Origin of the sequence: uncultured Roseovarius sp. (genome assembly GCF_963972555.1) — a bacterium.
Taxonomy (GTDB): domain Bacteria; phylum Pseudomonadota; class Alphaproteobacteria; order Rhodobacterales; family Rhodobacteraceae; genus Roseovarius; species Roseovarius mucosus.
The window spans coordinates 321,535-338,087 of sequence record NZ_CAXAUM010000001.1 but is presented as its reverse complement, the minus strand read 5'-3'; the positions used below and the strand labels follow the sequence as shown (position 1 = coordinate 338,087).

Annotated in this window: 15 protein-coding genes; 11 read left to right on the top strand and 4 right to left on the bottom strand. The window is 62.2% G+C overall.

Annotation, left to right across the window (positions count from 1 at the left end; translation table 11 throughout):
• Positions 1-140 precede the first annotated feature (140 nt).
• Positions 141-881: a YebC/PmpR family DNA-binding transcriptional regulator gene (locus AACZ65_RS01685; RefSeq protein WP_037274242.1), complete on the top strand. Its 741-nt coding sequence runs from the start codon at positions 141-143 to the stop codon at positions 879-881.
• Between the two features lie 96 nt (positions 882-977).
• Here AACZ65_RS01685 and AACZ65_RS01680 read toward each other — a convergent pair whose 3' ends face one another.
• The 3 genes from AACZ65_RS01680 to uvrB form a co-directional block, all read right to left on the bottom strand.
• A complete protein-coding gene (locus tag AACZ65_RS01680) occupies positions 978-1,340 on the bottom strand; it encodes a DUF305 domain-containing protein (protein WP_339667614.1) in 363 nt (120 codons plus the stop codon).
• A 77-nt stretch (positions 1,341-1,417) separates the two neighbouring features.
• Positions 1,418-1,720, bottom strand: coding sequence for an aspartate aminotransferase (locus tag AACZ65_RS01675; protein WP_339667613.1), 303 nt, complete (start codon positions 1,718-1,720; stop codon positions 1,418-1,420).
• A gap of 49 nt (positions 1,721-1,769) precedes the next feature.
• A complete protein-coding gene (gene uvrB / locus AACZ65_RS01670) occupies positions 1,770-3,968 on the bottom strand; it encodes an excinuclease ABC subunit UvrB (protein ID WP_339667612.1) in 2,199 nt (732 codons plus the stop codon).
• Between the two features lie 442 nt (positions 3,969-4,410).
• Between uvrB and acs the strand changes: the two genes are divergently transcribed.
• The 10 genes from acs (at position 4,411) to AACZ65_RS01620 (ending at position 15,145) form a co-directional block, all read left to right on the top strand.
• Positions 4,411-6,351, top strand: coding sequence for an acetate--CoA ligase (gene acs / locus AACZ65_RS01665; protein WP_339667611.1), 1,941 nt, complete (start codon positions 4,411-4,413; stop codon positions 6,349-6,351).
• A gap of 12 nt (positions 6,352-6,363) precedes the next feature.
• Entirely contained in the window at positions 6,364-7,050 is a 687-nt protein-coding gene (locus tag AACZ65_RS01660; RefSeq protein WP_037274576.1) for an adenylate kinase, read from the top strand.
• A gap of 68 nt (positions 7,051-7,118) precedes the next feature.
• Entirely contained in the window at positions 7,119-7,379 is a 261-nt protein-coding gene (locus AACZ65_RS01655; RefSeq protein WP_037274227.1) for a DUF4212 domain-containing protein, read from the top strand.
• 15 nt (positions 7,380-7,394) lie between these two features.
• Entirely contained in the window at positions 7,395-9,158 is a 1,764-nt protein-coding gene (locus AACZ65_RS01650; protein WP_339667610.1) for a sodium:solute symporter family protein, read from the top strand.
• Positions 9,159-9,276: 118 nt separating this feature from the next.
• On the top strand, positions 9,277-11,115 hold the full coding sequence (locus AACZ65_RS01645; protein ID WP_339667609.1) for a DUF294 nucleotidyltransferase-like domain-containing protein: 1,839 nt from the start codon (positions 9,277-9,279) through the stop codon (positions 11,113-11,115).
• Between the two features lie 3 nt (positions 11,116-11,118).
• Complete coding sequence (locus tag AACZ65_RS01640) at positions 11,119-11,625, top strand: hypothetical protein (RefSeq protein ID WP_339667608.1); 507 nt, start codon at positions 11,119-11,121, stop codon at positions 11,623-11,625.
• A 30-nt stretch (positions 11,626-11,655) separates the two neighbouring features.
• Positions 11,656-12,039, top strand: a complete 384-nt coding sequence (locus AACZ65_RS01635) for a response regulator (RefSeq protein WP_037274216.1) — start codon at positions 11,656-11,658, stop codon at positions 12,037-12,039.
• Positions 12,032-14,098: an exonuclease domain-containing protein gene (locus tag AACZ65_RS01630; RefSeq protein ID WP_339667607.1), complete on the top strand. Its 2,067-nt coding sequence runs from the start codon at positions 12,032-12,034 to the stop codon at positions 14,096-14,098. Before AACZ65_RS01635 ends, AACZ65_RS01630 begins: the two co-directional genes overlap by 8 nt.
• Positions 14,099-14,170: 72 nt before the next feature.
• Positions 14,171-14,470 (top strand): hypothetical protein, encoded by a 300-nt coding sequence (locus AACZ65_RS01625; RefSeq protein WP_339667606.1) that lies wholly within the window; start codon positions 14,171-14,173, stop codon positions 14,468-14,470.
• A gap of 201 nt (positions 14,471-14,671) precedes the next feature.
• Positions 14,672-15,145, top strand: a complete 474-nt coding sequence (locus AACZ65_RS01620; protein ID WP_339667605.1) for a CoA-binding protein — start codon at positions 14,672-14,674, stop codon at positions 15,143-15,145.
• Positions 15,146-15,151: 6 nt separating this feature from the next.
• On the opposite strand, the gene AACZ65_RS01615 is transcribed toward AACZ65_RS01620, so the two are convergent.
• Positions 15,152-16,450, bottom strand: coding sequence for a Wzz/FepE/Etk N-terminal domain-containing protein (locus AACZ65_RS01615; RefSeq protein ID WP_339667604.1), 1,299 nt, complete (start codon positions 16,448-16,450; stop codon positions 15,152-15,154).
• Positions 16,451-16,553 lie beyond the last annotated feature (103 nt).

Here is a 16,553-nt window from a genome sequence, read left to right as displayed (position 1 = left end):
TGTATCTTTTTAGATTACAGTTTAATGTGTCTAAAAAACTTGACATAAATCAAACAACGACGTGGCGGGGCGGGGCGTTGCCCTAGGTGCGGCAAGCGTATAAAAGGCGGCAGATTCCCGGATATGCAGGAGAAGGCACCATGGCCGGCCATTCCAAATGGGCGAATATTCAACACCGCAAAGGGCGCCAAGACGCCGTGCGCGCGAAACTTTTTTCAAAGTTTTCCAAAGAGATAACGGTCGCGGCCAAGATGGGCGACCCCGACCCTGACAAAAACCCGCGCCTGCGTCTGGCCATCAAGGAAGCCAAGGCGCAATCCATGCCCAAGGACAATATCGAACGCGCCATCAAGAAAGCGATGGGGGGCGATGCGGAGGATTATGAAGAAATCCGCTATGAAGGGTACGGCCCCAATGGGGTAGCGATCATCGTCGAGGCGATGACCGATAACCGCAATCGCACCGCGTCGAACGTGCGTTCGACCTTTACCAAGAACGGCGGCAATCTGGGCGAGACCGGCAGCGTCGCGTTTATGTTCGAGCGCAAAGGCGAGGTGACCTATGCGGCGAGCGTCGGTGATGCCGATACGGTGATGATGGCCGCGCTGGAAGCGGGGGCAGAAGATGTGGAATCTGGTGAGGACGGCCACACCATCTGGTGTGCGGATACGGATTTGAGCGAGGTGGCCACGGCGCTGGAAGCCGCCTTGGGCGAGAGCACATCGACCAAGCTGGTGTGGAAACCCACCACGACGACCGAAATGGACCTTGAGAGCATGCAGAAGCTGATGAAGCTCATCGAGGCGTTGGAGGATGATGACGACGTGCAGCGCGTCACCACCAATTTCGAGGCCTCGGATGCGGTGATGGAACAGCTCTGATCCGCAGCGTCCGCGTGTAAGCTCTGTAAGCTTTGTACGCGGATTTTGTACAAGATTGCGGGAAGTCCAAGTGGGGGGCGGCAAGCCCCCCGCGGATCAATGACCCAGTTCGGTGAGACGCGCGCGCATCCAGGTGATTTCCGCCTCTTGCGCGGCGATCACATTCTCGGCCAATTTACGGACCTCCGGGTCCTTGCCGTGCTCGAGTACGATCCGCGCCATGGCAACCGCCCCCTCGTGATGCGGGATCATGCCGCGCAGGAAATCAATGTCTGCGTCGCCAGTAAACTCCATGTCCATCGCGCCGTGCATGGCGGCGTTCGCCGCCATATAGGCGCGGGTCGAGGCGGGCAGGTCGTGGGACATGTGCGCGGCGTGGCCGCTGTGGTCATGGCTGTCGGCAAGAGCGGGCGAGAGGGTGAGGGCCAGAAGCGTGGCGGTCAGGGGGGCAAGGCGCATGGGGTTATCCTCGGTTGTGGTCGCAATCGGGATATAGGAGCTTCCCCCTGCTGGAAGGCAAGGGGGATGTGCGGGGTTCAGCCCAGAGTGCGGATGCCGAAATCTTGAAAAGATTTCGGTCCGATTTCTTTTGAAGAAATCGGGTTTGGGGCGGTGAGCCAGCGGATTGGGGCGCGGTTGCAGAAAATCACGATCTGGCCAGAGTTCTCAACGGCCTGATAGCCCCGCCGGTCAATTTCGCGCAGGAAATTCGACATGCCCGCAAAACGTTCGATGTCGCGGGCCTTGCGCCGGATCACGGCACCTTCCTGCACCGATTTTGACGTGAAGAGGTCATGTAGCCAGACCTCGGGCGAGAGGGGGGAGTTGCGGTTTTGCATGGCGTGAGCATGCCGGACGAGGGGTTAAGGAGGCGTTAAGGTTGGTGCGCTACCGCCCCCGCCGTTTCACATTCCCGCCCCTTTGTCCCGGTCTGCCCGCAGTGGACCGTCCCCGTCCTTTGACGGCCTCGGCGCTGGCGGCCTCGACGGCGGATTGGCGGGCCAGGGGATCGTCGGAGATTGCGAGATCCACAGCCTCCAGCCGCTTGACCTCGTCGCGCAGGCGGGCGGCTTCTTCGAATTCGAGGTTCTCGGCGGCTTTACGCATGTCGGCGCGCAGCCCGTCGAGCACGGCGGCGAGATTGGAGCCCGCCAGCGGTTTGTCGACCGTCGCGGTCACGCGGGCCATATCGACATCGCCCTTGTAGAGCCCGGCCAGAATATCCTCGACATTCTTGCGCACCGTGGCGGGGGTGATGCCATGCGCCTCATTATAGGCGATCTGCTTGTCGCGGCGGCGGTTCGTCTCGGCCAGAGCGCGCTCCATCGAACCGGTGATGCGGTCGGCATACATGATCACCCGGCCTTCGGCGTTGCGGGCGGCACGGCCGATGGTCTGGATCAGCGAGGTTTCCGAGCGCAGGAAGCCTTCTTTGTCGGCATCGAGAATGGCGACAAGGCCACATTCGGGAATATCCAACCCCTCGCGCAGCAGGTTGATGCCGATCAGCACGTCGAAGGCGCCCAACCGCAGGTCGCGCAGGATTTCGATCCGCTCGATCGTGTCGATGTCGGAGTGCATATAGCGGACACGGATGCCCTGTTCGTGCATGTATTCGGTCAGATCCTCGGCCATGCGTTTCGTCAGCGTGGTGACAAGCGCCCGGTAGCCATCGGCGGCCACGCGGCGCACCTCGTCCAGAAGGTCATCGACCTGGGTTTCCACGGGCCGGATTTCGACCTGAGGGTCAAGAAGGCCGGTGGGGCGGATCACCTGTTCGGTAAAGACACCGCCCGTTTGCTCCATCTCCCACGCCGCGGGGGTGGCGGAGACAAAGACCGATTGCGGGCGCATGGCGTCCCATTCCTCGAACTTCAGCGGGCGGTTGTCCATGCAGGAGGGCAGGCGAAAGCCGTGTTCGGCGAGCGTGAATTTGCGCCGGTAGTCGCCTTTGTACATGCCGCCGATCTGGGGCACGGAAACGTGGGATTCATCGGCAAAGACGATGGCATTGTCAGGGATGAATTCAAAGAGCGTGGGCGGCGGTTCGCCGGGGGCGCGGCCCGTGAGGTAGCGGGAATAATTCTCGATCCCGTTGCAGACGCCCGTCGCTTCGAGCATTTCGAGGTCAAAGTTGGTGCGCTGCTCCAGACGCTGCGCCTCGAGCAGTTTGCCTTCGTTGACCAACTGATCAAGGCGGGTGCGCAATTCGCGTTTGATGCCGATGATGGCCTGTTGCATCGTGGGTTTGGGTGTCACGTAATGCGAATTGGCGTAGATGCGGATTTTGTCGAACGTGTCGGTTTTCTCGCCGGTGAGGGGGTCGAATTCGGTGATCGCCTCGAGCTCTTCGCCAAAGAAGGACAAGCGCCACGCGCGGTCTTCGAGGTGGGCGGGAAAGATTTCCAGACTGTCGCCGCGCACGCGGAATGAACCACGCTGAAAGGCCTGATCGTTGCGGCGGTATTGCTGCGCCACGAGATCGGCCATGATGGCACGCTGATCATAGCTCTCGCCGAGTTTGAGATCCTGGGTCATGGCCCCATAGGTTTCGACCGAGCCGATACCGTAGATGCAAGAGACCGAGGCCACGATGATCACATCGTCACGTTCCAGAAGCGCGCGTGTGGCGGAGTGGCGCATCCGGTCGATCTGTTCGTTGATCTGGGATTCCTTCTCGATGTAGGTGTCGGAGCGGGCGACATAGGCCTCGGGCTGATAATAGTCGTAGTAGCTGACGAAATACTCGACGGCGTTTTCGGGGAAAAATCCCTTGAATTCCCCGTAAAGCTGCGCGGCCAGCGTCTTGTTGGGGGCAAGGATGATGGCGGGGCGCTGCGTCGCCTCGATGATTTTTGCCATGGTAAAGGTCTTGCCGGTGCCTGTGGCCCCCAAAAGCACCTGATTGCGCTCTCCCTCGGTGATGCCTTGGGACAGTTCCGCGATGGCGGTGGGCTGATCGCCCGCCGGCTCAAAATCCGACGCCAGCACAAACCGCTTGCCACCCTCGAGCTTGGGGCGGGACTTTACGTCCGGCGCGGGATGGCTGAGCACGGCCGGGGTCTTGTCGGAATGGGCGTAGGGCATGGGGCGCTCCGGTGGATCAATGTCCACATTTGTTCTCTTTGGCGGCGGGTTCAAGCCCCAAAGCGGGTGCCGCGCGCGGACCCGTCTGGGTAGAGCAGGCGCGGGGCGTGCGCGAATCGATTTTGCGATTCGTGACGCTGCGTCATACGATTCGGGTGCGGGGCATAGTGCCGCACCCGCCGGGCGTATGCGGGTTTCGCGAAGGGGGCTGTCGCAATTTTGAGCACATGGGTCGTTTAAGGAAGGGCTAAAGGCCAGAAAAACATCGTGTGAAAATTTATTTACAAAGTTTCGCTCTTTTTAATGCAAGAAATTCACTGATCTTATGGGCGTTTGTCAGGATTTTGTTAATTTCTGCGCATTTTCAGCTAGGGTATGCCAAGGAATGCGGCAGTGCCTGTCACGAGGAGCAGGTGGTCGCTGGGATGGAGGATTTCAAGTCATGAGCGACGCAAACGCAACCGCAGGTGCGAAAAAAGCCGGATTTCACATTGATCAGGCCAAGTATGAGCGGATGTATGCCGATTCGATCAGCAACCCCGATGCCTTTTGGGGCGAGCATGGCAAGCGGCTGGACTGGATCAAGCCCTACACCAAGGTGAAGAACACCTCGTTTGAATATGACAATGTGTCGATCAAGTGGTTCGAGGATGGCACGCTGAACGTGTCGGCCAACTGCATCGACCGGCATCTGGCAACCCGTGGCGATCAGACGGCGATCATCTGGGAAGCGGATGATCCCAATGATGAGCCGCAGCACATCACCTACAAGGAACTGCACGCGCAGACCTGCAAGATGGCCAATGTGCTCAAGTCCATGGGCGTGGCCAAGGGCGACCGTGTCGTGATCTATCTGCCGATGATCCCCGAGGCCGCCTATGCGATGCTGGCCTGCGCGCGGATCGGGGCCATTCATTCGATCGTTTTCGCCGGGTTCAGCCCGGATGCGCTGGGTGCGCGGATCAACGGCTGTGATGCCAAGGTGGTGATCACCGCCGACCACGCGCCGCGCGGTGGCCGCAAGACCAAGCTCAAGGACAACGTCAATCAGGCGCTGTTGCATGATACATCGGATGTGAAGTGCCTTGTGGTGCAACGCACCGGCGATCAGGTCGCCTGGCGGCGCGATCTGGATTTCTGGTGGCATGAAGAGGCCGAGAAGGTCAGCGCCGACTGCCCGCCCGAGGAAATGAACGCGGAGGACCCGCTGTTCATTCTCTATACCTCAGGCTCGACCGGGATGCCCAAGGGCGTCGTTCACACCACCGGCGGCTATCTGACCTATGCGTCGATGACGCATGAGTACATTTTCGATTATCACGAAGGTGATATTTACTGGTGCACGGCCGATGTGGGCTGGGTCACGGGCCATAGCTATATCGTTTACGGACCGCTGGCCAATGGCGCGACCACGCTGATGTTCGAGGGTGTTCCGACCTATCCGGATGCCGGCCGGTTCTGGCAGGTGTGCGAGCGTCACAAGGTCACGCAGTTCTACACCGCCCCCACCGCCATTCGCGCGCTGATGGGCAAGGGCACGGGCCCGGTCGAGGGCAGCGATCTGAGCAGCCTGCGTATCCTGGGTTCGGTCGGCGAGCCGATCAATCCCGAAGCGTGGAACTGGTACAATGAGAACGTCGGCAAGGGCAAATGCCCGATCGTCGATACATGGTGGCAGACCGAGACCGGCGGCATCCTGATCACGCCGCTGCCCGGTGTGATCGACACGCCCAAGCCCGGATCAGCCACCAAGCCGTTCTTTGGGGTGCAGCCCATCGTGCTGGACGATCAGGGCAACGAGTTGGAGGGCGAAACCTCGGGTGTGCTGGCGATCAAGGATAGCTGGCCGGGGCAGATGCGCACCGTCTGGGGCGATCACAGCCGGTTTGTCTCGACCTATTTCGAGATGTTCAAAGGCTATTATTTCTCGGGTGATGGCTGCCGTCGTGATGCGGATGGCGATTACTGGATCACGGGCCGTGTGGATGACGTGATCAACGTCTCGGGGCACCGGATGGGCACCGCCGAGGTGGAATCGGCGCTGGTCGCCCATGCCACCGTGAGCGAGGCCGCCGTTGTGGGCTATCCGCATGACATCAAGGGGCAGGGCATCTATTGCTATGTCACGCTGATGGACGGGGTTGAGGCCACCGAAGCGCTGCGCACGGAACTGGGCAACTGGGTGCGTCAGGAAATCGGGCCGATTGCCAAGCCGGACGTCATTCAATGGGCGCCGGGCCTGCCCAAGACCCGCTCGGGCAAGATCATGCGCCGTATTCTGCGCAAGATTGCCGAGAATGACTTTGACAGCTTGGGGGACACCTCGACACTGGCCGATCCATCGGTGGTGGATGAGCTGATTGCCAATCGCACCAAGGCCTGAGAGGGGATGATGATGGACGGAAGCGACACACCCCGCAACGCCGCCAATCTGGTTCTCTTGGGGCCGCCGGGCGCGGGCAAGGGCACGCAAGCGCGCATGCTGGAGGAGCAATTCGGGCTTGTGCAACTGTCGACCGGGGACCTCTTGCGCGCCGCTGTGGCGGCGGGCACTGAAGCGGGCCGTGCGGCCAAGGCGGTGATGGAGGCGGGCGATCTGGTGTCCGACGAGATCGTCATCGCCATTCTGCGCGACCGTCTGGCCGAGCCGGACTGTGCCAAGGGCGTGATCCTCGACGGGTTTCCGCGCACCACGGTGCAGGCCGAGGCGCTGGATGGTCTCTTGGCCGAGATCGGGCAAGGTATCCGCGCCGCGATCAGCCTGGAGGTGGATGATGCGGCGATGGTGACGCGGATTTCGGGCCGCTACACCTGCGGCGGCTGTGGCGAGGGCTATCACGACACGTTCAAGGTGCCGAGCAAGCCCGGTGCCTGTGACAAATGCGGCGGCACCGAGATGAAGCGGCGCGCCGATGACAATGCGGAGACAGTGGAACAGCGGCTGCGCGCCTATCACGCGCAGACCGCGCCGCTGATTTCCTATTACGAATCGCGCGGCGTTCTGGCCCGCGTCGATGCGATGGCCGAGATCGAGGCCGTCGCAAGAGAGCTGAACGCCATCGTCGCCAAGGCGGTCGCGTAAAGGAGTGCCCGTGCCGGGATGGTCCCGGCGCGGTCTGGAGGAAGCCGTTATAAAAGGGAGGGCACGCTTTGTCCGATCAAGAAAGAGCAAACGCGTATTGGAAGGCCAATCTGCGTCTTATCACATGGAGCCTGGTGGTCTGGTTCTTTGCCTCGTTTGGCTTTGGCATTTTGCTGCGGCCCATGCTGTCGGGGATCGCCATTGGCGGCACCGACCTGGGATTCTGGTTCGCGCAGCAAGGGTCGATCATCGTCTTTCTGGTTCTGATCTTCTTCTACGCCTGGCGGATGAACAAACTCGATGCCGAACATGGCGTCGGTGAAGAATAAATAGGGGGAGGGACAATGGATCAAACAACACTCAATATCATCGTCGTTGGTCTCAGCTTCGTGCTTTACTTCGGTATCGCGATCTGGGCCAAGGCGGGATCTACGGCTGAATTCTACGCGGCTGGACGCGGCGTGAATCCGGTCATCAACGGGATGGCCACGGCGGCGGACTGGATGTCGGCGGCCTCGTTCATCTCGATGGCGGGTCTCATCGCCTTTGTGGGCTATAACAACTCGACCTTCCTGATGGGTTGGACCGGTGGTTATGTTCTCATGGCCATGCTGCTTGCGCCCTATCTGCGCAAGTTCGGCAAATACACCGTGCCCGAGTTCGTGGGCGACCGGTTCTATAGCCCGACCGCGCGCGTCGTGGCCGTGATCGCGCTCATCACCATGTCGGTGACCTATGTGATCGGTCAGATGGCGGGTGCCGGTGTGGCCTTCTCGCGTTTCCTCGAAGTGGACAACACCACCGGTCTGTTGATCGCGTCGGGTGTGGTTTTCGTTTACGCCGTTCTGGGCGGGATGAAAGGCATCACCTATACGCAGGTGGCACAGTATTGCGTTCTGATCATCGCCTACACCATTCCGGCGATCTTTATCTCGCTGCAACTGACGGGCAAGGTTCTGCCGCAGATGGGTCTGTTCGCCGAGCATACCGCGTCGGGTCAGTATCTGCTGGTCACGCTGGACGGTCTGCTGAACGATCTGGGCTTTAACCAGTATACCTCGGGGTCGAGCCCTTGGCTGATGGCGCTGTTCACCCTGTCGCTGATGATCGGTACTGCCGGTCTGCCGCACGTGATCATCCGCTTCTTCACCGTTCCCAAAGTGTCTGACGCACGTTGGTCTGCTGGTTGGGCGCTGGTCTTTATCGCGCTGCTGTATCTCACCGCACCGGCTGTGGGTGCGATGGCGCGCCTGAACATCATGACCACCATGTGGCCGCAGGGCGTTCAGGGCGAAGCTGTGGCCGTGGACGATCTGCCCGATTGGTTCCGCACCTGGTCGACCACCGGCCTCTTGGCTGTGGAAGACAAGAACGGCGACGGCAAGATCCAGTACTACAACGACAAGTCCGAAGCGATGACCGCACTGGCGGCCGAGCGTGGCTGGCAGGGCAACGAGCTTGTGACGTTCAACCGTGACATCCTCGTGTTGGCCAACCCCGAGATCGCGGGTCTGCCGGGTTGGGTGATCGCGCTGATCGCCGCAGGTGGTATCGCGGCGGCCCTCTCGACGGCGGCGGGTCTGCTCTTGGCCATCTCTTCGGCGGTGAGCCACGACCTGATCAAATCGACGATCAATCCCAATATCTCGGAAAAAGGCGAGCTTTTGGCTGCCCGTGTCTCGATGGCGGTGGCGATCGTGGTGGCGACCTATCTGGGCCTCAACCCTCCGGGCTTTGCGGCGCAGGTTGTGGCCTTGGCGTTCGGTCTGGCGGCGGCGTCGCTCTTCCCGACGCTGATGATGGGCATCTTCTCGAAGCGCATCAACTCTGCGGGTGCGACGGCGGGTATGCTGGCCGGTCTGATCTCGACCACGCTCTACCTGTTCCTCTACCTGGGTTGGTTCTTTATCCCCGGCACGAACATGCTGACTGCGGATCAATACCTGTTCGGTATTCCGCCGACCCATTTCGGCCCGATTGGCGCGCTGCTGAACTTTGCAGTTGCCTATCTCGTGTCGAGCATGACGGCAGAACCGCCGCAGGAGATTCAGGATCTGGTCGAAAGCGTGCGTATTCCGCGCGGTGCCGGCACGGCTGTGAATCACTAAGCAAGCAATGGACAGGGGCGGCACGTGCCGCCCCTGTTCCCTCTGACACCTGCCGATATTTCCGGGAACCGGGTGCTTTTAGGTGATTTCCCGCCAAATCCGAGGAGAGCCGCGCCCGATGAGCGACGTCAAACCCGATCCCATTGACAGCCTGACACGCCATGCGCCGTTTTCCGGCTTGCCGCATGCTCTGCGCTCTGCACTGGCGCCCAAGCTGGCGCGGGTGGTGTTGGAGCAAGGCGCTGTGCTGTTTGAAAAAGGCGCGCCGCTGGCCGGGCTATACGTGGTCGAGACAGGTGGGCTTGATATCGAGACGGGGCATGCCGATCTGGTGTCGCACCGAGGGCCGGGCGACATCATGGGCGAGCGCGGGCTCTTGCGTGATGGCAATGCGCTCTTGACGGCGCGGGCCTCGGAGCCCTCTGATCTTATCGTCATTCCGCGCGAGTCGTTTCTCGACCTGATGGAGCAATCGGACGAGATTGCGCGTTGGTTCGCCCGTGCGCGGCCCACGGCGCAGGGCGATGACGGGCCCTATGCCACGGGTTTGACAGCCCTTCAGGTGTCGGACCTTATGACCGCCACGCCGATCACCTGCGGACCAGAGGCCACGATCCAAGATGTGGCGCGGCTCATGCGGGACAATGTGATTTCTTCCGTGGTGGTGATGGAGGGCGCGCGCCTGGCGGGGATCATCACGGTGCGCGATCTGGCCAACAAGGTTCTGGCCGAAGGGTTGGGCGGTGACATCAAGGTCGTGCAGGTGATGACGCGGGACCCGGTGACAATCGAGCCCGGGCGGTTGGGTCTTGATGCGCTGATGCTCTTGTCGGATCTAAAGGTCAATCACCTGCCGGTGGCGCAGGGGGGGCGTGTTCTTGGAATGATCGGCAAGACCGATCTGTTCCGTCAACAGGCCGCCACGGCGAGCCATATGGTCGCCGATATTGCCAGTGCCGAGACGCCCGAGGACATGGCGCATGTCATGGAACGGGTGCCGATGCTGTTGGTGCAACTGGTGCAGGCCGGGGTGCGGCCGCAGTCGATCACGCGGCGGATCACCGATATTACCGACGCGATTACCCGCCGGTTACTGCGGCTGGCGGAGCAGCAGCTTGGCCCGGCCCCTGTGCCCTATCTCTGGGCGGCCTGCGGCAGTCAGGGGCGGCGGGAACAGACCGGCGTGAGCGACCAGGACAATTGTCTGATCCTGGATGATAGTTTCCAGCCGGAGCATGACGCCTATTTCGCGGCGCTGGCCAAGTTTGTCAGCGACGGGCTGAACACCTGCGGGTTTTTCTATTGTCCGGGCGACATGATGGCGACCAATCCGCGCTGGCGGCAGCCACGTCGGGTATGGCGCAGCTATTTCGCGCGCTGGATCGCGCAGCCGGACACGGAGGCGCAGATGCTGGCCTCGGTGATGTTCGATCTGCGGGCGATTGCGGGGGAGAATGCGCTGTTTGACGATTTGCAGGCCGAAGTGCTGGCAAGTGCGCGCAAGAATTCGATCTTTGTCGCGCATATGGTGTCCAATTCGCTCAAGCATACGGTGCCCCTGGGCCTTTTGCGCGGCTTTGCCCTGATCCGGTCGGGCGAGCACAAGAACACGATCGACCTCAAGCATTCGGGCGTGGTGCCGGTGGTCGATCTGGGGCGGATTTATGCGCTGTTGGGATCGCTGGAGGTGGCGGGCACACGCGAACGGATCACGAGCGCGCGGGCCGGGGCCGTGATTTCCGAGAGCGGCGCGCGCGATTTGCTGGATGCCTACGATCTGATTGCGGAAACTCGGCTGCGGCATCAGGCATCGCGCATTCGCGCCGGACGCACCCCGGACAATTTCATGGCCCCTGCCGATCTGTCGGACCTTGAGCGCAACCACTTGCGGGATGCGTTCATGGTGGTCAAGACCATGCAATCCGCCATCGGACAATCCAGAGGAGCACCGGGATAACTTATGTTTTTGGAATTGATCGCCACTTTCGCCGTTGGCATCGGCGCTGCCGGTACTGCCCTGGTCCTTGGGCATCTCAGCCGGGGCCGTTTGCCGCGCTACTCCGCGCCGTTTGCGGCGGGGATCGCGATGCTGTGCTATGTGGTCTGGTCGGAATACACCTGGGCCAACCGCACGCTCAGCACCCTGCCTGACAGTGTCGAGGTGGTCAGCGCGGTTGAAGAAAGCAAGCCGTGGAAGCCGTGGAGCTATATCGTACCGCAGGTCACGCGGATGATGGTGCTGGACCGCGCCGGGGTGCAGACCAATCCGGCGGCACCTGAGATCCTCTTGGCGGATATTTATCTCTTTGGGCGTTGGGCCGCGCCGATGATGCGCCCGCAACTGGTGGATTGCGCCAAGGCGGCGCGCGCCGATGTGAGTGAGGTGGCGCTGGCCGATCCGTCGCAGGCGGAGTGGATTGCCGTGGGGTTGGAGGACCCCGTGATCGAGGCGCTCTGCCAAAGCTAAGTCAGTCGTAACCGGGAGAGGAGGCCCGTCATGCCTGAAAAAACCGTTCTGCTGGTTGAAGATGAGGACAATATCGCGCTTGCGCTCGAACATCTGATCGGGCGCGCGGGATACCGGTTGCGCCGGGTGGCCACGGGCAATGCCGCGCTGGCGGCGATGGCCGAGGATCGGCCTGATCTGGTGGTGCTGGATGTAATGCTGCCCGAGCGGTCGGGCTATGAGATTTGCCAGTTGATCCGCGCCGACGCCGCGCTCAAAGGGATCAAGGTGCTGATGATGACCGCCGGGGGGGGCGAGGTCGAACGCCGCAAGGGGCTGGCGGTGGGGGCGGATGCCTTTATGACCAAGCCTTTCGCCACCGCTGATCTGACCGCGCAGATCGGCGAGTTGCTGGCCGGGGCGGATCATGATTGAGCGCCTGACGGCGCGTTTGGGTCTACGGCTGCGATTTGCGCTCTTCTTTGCCGCGCTTGCGCTGGGGGGTGCCGTGGTCATCGCGGGCGCGCTCTGGTTTGGCTATACGCGGGCGGGCGGGCTGCTGGATGGGTATGTGATCGGTGGCATGGTTGCGGCGCTGGGCGTGATGGGGTTGGCCGCCTGGATCGGGCTGTTGTTCGATGAGAACGTTGCCAAGCCCATTCTGGCGCTGGCCTCGGACCTGACGACGCGGGCGCGGGCCGATGTGGATTTGCAGATCGACGAGGCGCAGGCCAAGCATCTGAGCACGCTGGCGCCCGCCGCCAATGCGATCAATGCGGCGCTGTCGGAGGCGCGGGCCGCGCGCGCCCGCGCGGTCGAGCGGGAGACCGCACGGATTGCGCGGGAAAAGGCGCTCTTCGAGGCGCTCTTTCGCGATCTGGGCGAGGGGGCGGTGGTGGCCACGCCGGACAATCGGGTGATGCTCTATAACCGGATGGCGCAAGAGCTGTTGGGCGATATCGGTTTGGATCGCCCGCTGTCGAATGTCCTGCGCCCCGAGCCGATCATGGATGCGCTGTCGCGGATGCAGGAGGGGCGGGTGCGCGGGCATATCGGGGCCGAGACATTCCTTGCGGCCTCTGCGAATGGCAAGCGGTTTCTCTTGGGCCGTGTCAGCCCGATCCTGTCGGATGAGGAATTGTCGGGGCATGTGTTGATTTTCCGGGACGCGACCGAGGATCTGAGCGCGCATGCGCAGCAGGACCATCTGTTCAACACGCTCTTGGAGGGGGTGCGCCGACCGGCGGCCACCATTGGCGCGCTGCTGGATGTGCTGCAATCGGCGGATGATCTGCCCCCCGAGAGCCGAGCCAAGTTTCGCAAAGGGATCGAGGACGAGGTGGCGCGGCTCTTTGACTGTTTGCGGGACATGGGGGCGCAGCATGCCGGGGTCAAATCGCGGCGCTGGCCGATGTCGCCGGTTGCGGCGGCGCATGTGTTCGACGGGTTGAGCGTGCAGGCGCGGGTGCCGCTGAGCGTGGCGCGCAGCGAGGCGATGTTGAGTTGCGACGGTTTTGCCGTGACCACGCTCTTGGGCGGGTTGCTTGGGCATCTGGCCGAGGACGGCAGCCGCGACGGATTCAGCTTGAGCGCCGAGCAGGACGGGGCCGAAACGCGGCTGATCCTGAGTTGGCAGGGAGAGGCGGTGACGGATGGGCAATTGACCGGCTGGCTCAAGGCGCCGCTGTCCACCGCCTATGGGGACTATTCCGGGCGCGATGCGCTGAGCGCGCATCAGACGGATGTCTGGGCCGAGGCAAGGGCCGGGGGGCACCGGATCGTGCTGCCGCTTGCCACCGCAGCCCCACCGCTACAGCCCGGCGATGCGCGGCCCGAGTTCTATGATTTCAACCTGCCAGAGGTGGCGGGCGGAGATCTGGCCGAACGCCCCCTGTCGGACCTGAGTTTCGTGGTGTTCGATACCGAAACCACCGGCCTCTCGCCGCGGGGGGGCGATGAGATCGTGCAGATTGCCGGGTTGCGGATCGTCAACGGGCGCATTCTGCGCGGCGAGAGCTTTGACATGCTGGTCAATCCGGGCCGCCCGATTCCGCCTGCCTCGACGCGGGTGCATCATATCAGCGACGAGATGGTGCAGGGTGCGCCGGATATTGTCGAGGCCGGGCGGCGGTTTCACGATTTCTGTCAGGGCGCGGTGCTGGTCGCGCATAACGCGCCCTTCGATCTGGCGTTTCTGCGGCTCAAGGAAAAGGTCATTGGCCGGCGGTTCGACAATCCGGTGCTCTGCACGGTGTTGATGTCGGCGGGGCTCTTTGATCACAGTGGGCAGCATACGCTTGATGCGCTCTGCGAGCGGTTCGGGATCACCATCCCGCCCGAGGCGCGGCATACTGCGATGGGCGATACCGTGGCCACAGCCGAGGTGTTTGTGCGGATGCTGGGCCTCTTGCAGGCCAAGGGTGTGACAACGCTGGGCGGGGCAATCGCCGAAGAGGGGCGCATGACCAAGATCCGCAAGGCGCAGAATTACTAGAATGCGCGTGGCGTTGGGGCATTTTGGCGCTGAGCCCTTGGCAATCTGTCGTCCCTGACCGATATGGGGTCTATGGGACACAAGATTGCGACCTGTTCATATTGCGGCACGCGGGCGGTTCTGGTGTTGGACCGGGCGCGGCACGAGCTGGCCTGTTCGAGTTGCGGCGCGCCGCTGCACGAGATGAAGGCGATGCCCACGCGCGAGAATGGCGCCGCGCGGCCCAAGGCGCGGCCCATGACGCTGCCCCGGGAGGAGTATGGACCCGAGCGGCATGTCCCGGAGCGCGCGCGGAAAAACAAGCCGCGCAAAGGGTTTGGGCGGCGGATGCTGGAAGAAATCTGGGACACGGTCGAGGACATTTTCGACTGAAAACGCAGCGATGACGCGCGTTCAAGGGCAGTCACAGGTATATTACAAACCCTTTATATCCTGAGAATCGGACCTACATCTGTCCCAGAGGCGTCGATCCGGAACATTGATGCCTTCTATCACTGTCCCTCGTTCCGCGACTGGCGCCCAAGTTCTCACTTGGGCGCTTTTTTCTGGCGGCGATCCATGTTTCATAGGGGCATGAGCGAAGAGTATAGCGATTCCCATCTGCGCGATATCCTGACCCGCACCCGGCGTGTGGCGGTGGTGGGCGTGTCGATGAACCCCGTGCGCCCGAGTTACTATGTGGCGCGCTACCTCAGCCTCAAGAGATACGAGGTGGTGCCGGTCAATCCGGGCCATGCCGGTGAGATGCTCTTTGGTCAAAAGGTGGTTGCGGGGCTGCGCGATATTGCGGGCGCGGTCGATATGATCGACATTTTCCGCCGGTCCGAGCATGTCGGCCCTATCGTGGAAGAGGCGCTGGAGGTGCTGCCGGGGCTGCGCACGGTCTGGATGCAGATCGGGGTTGAAAACCCGGAGGCCGCGGCACTGGCGCGGGCGCGGGGGGTCGATGTGGTGATGAACCGCTGCCCCAAGATCGAATATCAGCGCCTCTTTGGCGAGTTGCGCATGGGCGGGTTCAACACGGGCGTCATTTCATCCAAGCTGTGAGCCGGATCAGTTCCCGCCCAAGAGGCGCAGCGGTATCAGACGGTCCTGCACCAGACGCAGGACAAGCGGCACGACCAAGAGGACCGCAAGCACCGTTCCGGCAATGCGCAGCGCGCGGCGGCGGCGTTCATGGCGCAGGCGCACCACGGGGATGGTCACGACCGGCGTGATCTCAAGCTCTTTTTCCAGTTGCGCGGCGCTGCGGATCGCCGGGTTGAGAAGCTCGAGCGTGATGACGAGCGCCAAGCCCAGCACGAGGCTGGCCAGTGCCCCGGCAATGGCCAGTTTCTTGCGGCTGGCGGAAACCGGGAATTCGGGTGGAATGGCGGTTTCCAGAATTTCGAACCGTTCCTGTTGTTGACGCGATTCCAGCACGCTTGCCATTTCCGCCTCGACCCGGTTGGTGGTGATCGTGCTAAGTTGATCCTGAAGCTGGGTGAGGTTGCGGGTGAGCGCGCCCAATTCCCGCTCGACGCGGGGGGCTGCGGCCAAGGCGGCCTCATTCGCGGCGATACGGGCCGAGACCAGCGCGCGCTGGTCGGTCAACTGGCCGATCTGGCGGGCAAATACCTCTTGCCGCTGGCGGGTGGATTCGGTTTCCAGCGCGATGATCTGCTGGTCGAGAGCGAGCAGGGTTTCATTCAGGGTGCGCAATTCCTCGCGCACGGGCGTGATGCTGGAGGGCAGCGACGCCCCGTTGGCGCGTTTGAAATCGGCAATCACGCCTTCGACTTCGGCGATCTGGGCGCTGACCCGCGCCTCTTCGGTGCTGAAGAAATCGAGCGTTTCGCGCACAAGGTCCATGCGCCGCTCGCGGTTCTGGGTGATCACGGTTTCCACGAAATCATTGGCCACTTCGGCGGCCTTGACCGGATCGTTGAGATTTACCGTCACGCTGAGGCCAGAGGGGGTGGTGGCCGGTCCCATGCCGGGGATGCCGACGGTGATGGGCGTGATCCGGGCGGAAATCCGCAGTTGATGCACCTTTTCGGCCAGCGGCATGTTGTGAACATTGGCAAAGAGGCCGTGCCGCTCGATCACCTTGACCAGATTGTCGCGCGCCATCAGGCGCTGTTCGATCAGTTGCAGGCGGTGATTGGCGTCCGTGGCAATCGTCTGCCCGGCCAGATCACTGCCCACCTGCGGGGATTCGATCTGAATCACGGCGGTGGCCTGAAACACCTTGGGTTGGCTGAGGGCGATGAGGACCGAGAGGATCGCGCCGATAACGCCGACAAGCGCGATGAGCCACAGTCTGCGGTGCAGGAGCCGCATCAGATCGGGCATGGACTGGATCGCGCTCATGGCTTGCCTATCGGTGTCGTTTCAAGGTGGTCAACGCAGGTGCCGAAAACGAAAAGCCGCTCGGGATGTTTCCTGCTGACGGACAGACCCGCACGCGCGGGGT

Coding starts and splice junctions, on each gene's coding strand:
- AACZ65_RS01660 (WP_037274576.1), top strand. CDS start 6,364: ATGGACGGAAGCGACACACCCCGCAACGCCGCCAATCTGGTTCTCTTG.
- acs (WP_339667611.1), top strand. CDS start 4,411: ATGAGCGACGCAAACGCAACCGCAGGTGCGAAAAAAGCCGGATTTCAC.
- AACZ65_RS01625 (WP_339667606.1), top strand. CDS start 14,171: ATGGGACACAAGATTGCGACCTGTTCATATTGCGGCACGCGGGCGGTT.
- AACZ65_RS01635 (WP_037274216.1), top strand. CDS start 11,656: ATGCCTGAAAAAACCGTTCTGCTGGTTGAAGATGAGGACAATATCGCG.
- AACZ65_RS01650 (WP_339667610.1), top strand. CDS start 7,395: ATGGATCAAACAACACTCAATATCATCGTCGTTGGTCTCAGCTTCGTG.
- AACZ65_RS01615 (WP_339667604.1), bottom strand. CDS start 16,450: ATGAGCGCGATCCAGTCCATGCCCGATCTGATGCGGCTCCTGCACCGC.
- AACZ65_RS01630 (WP_339667607.1), top strand. CDS start 12,032: ATGATTGAGCGCCTGACGGCGCGTTTGGGTCTACGGCTGCGATTTGCG.
- AACZ65_RS01640 (WP_339667608.1), top strand. CDS start 11,119: ATGTTTTTGGAATTGATCGCCACTTTCGCCGTTGGCATCGGCGCTGCC.
- AACZ65_RS01685 (WP_037274242.1), top strand. CDS start 141: ATGGCCGGCCATTCCAAATGGGCGAATATTCAACACCGCAAAGGGCGC.
- AACZ65_RS01675 (WP_339667613.1), bottom strand. CDS start 1,720: ATGCAAAACCGCAACTCCCCCCTCTCGCCCGAGGTCTGGCTACATGAC.
- uvrB (WP_339667612.1), bottom strand. CDS start 3,968: ATGCCCTACGCCCATTCCGACAAGACCCCGGCCGTGCTCAGCCATCCC.
- AACZ65_RS01620 (WP_339667605.1), top strand. CDS start 14,672: ATGAGCGAAGAGTATAGCGATTCCCATCTGCGCGATATCCTGACCCGC.
- AACZ65_RS01680 (WP_339667614.1), bottom strand. CDS start 1,340: ATGCGCCTTGCCCCCCTGACCGCCACGCTTCTGGCCCTCACCCTCTCG.
- AACZ65_RS01645 (WP_339667609.1), top strand. CDS start 9,277: ATGAGCGACGTCAAACCCGATCCCATTGACAGCCTGACACGCCATGCG.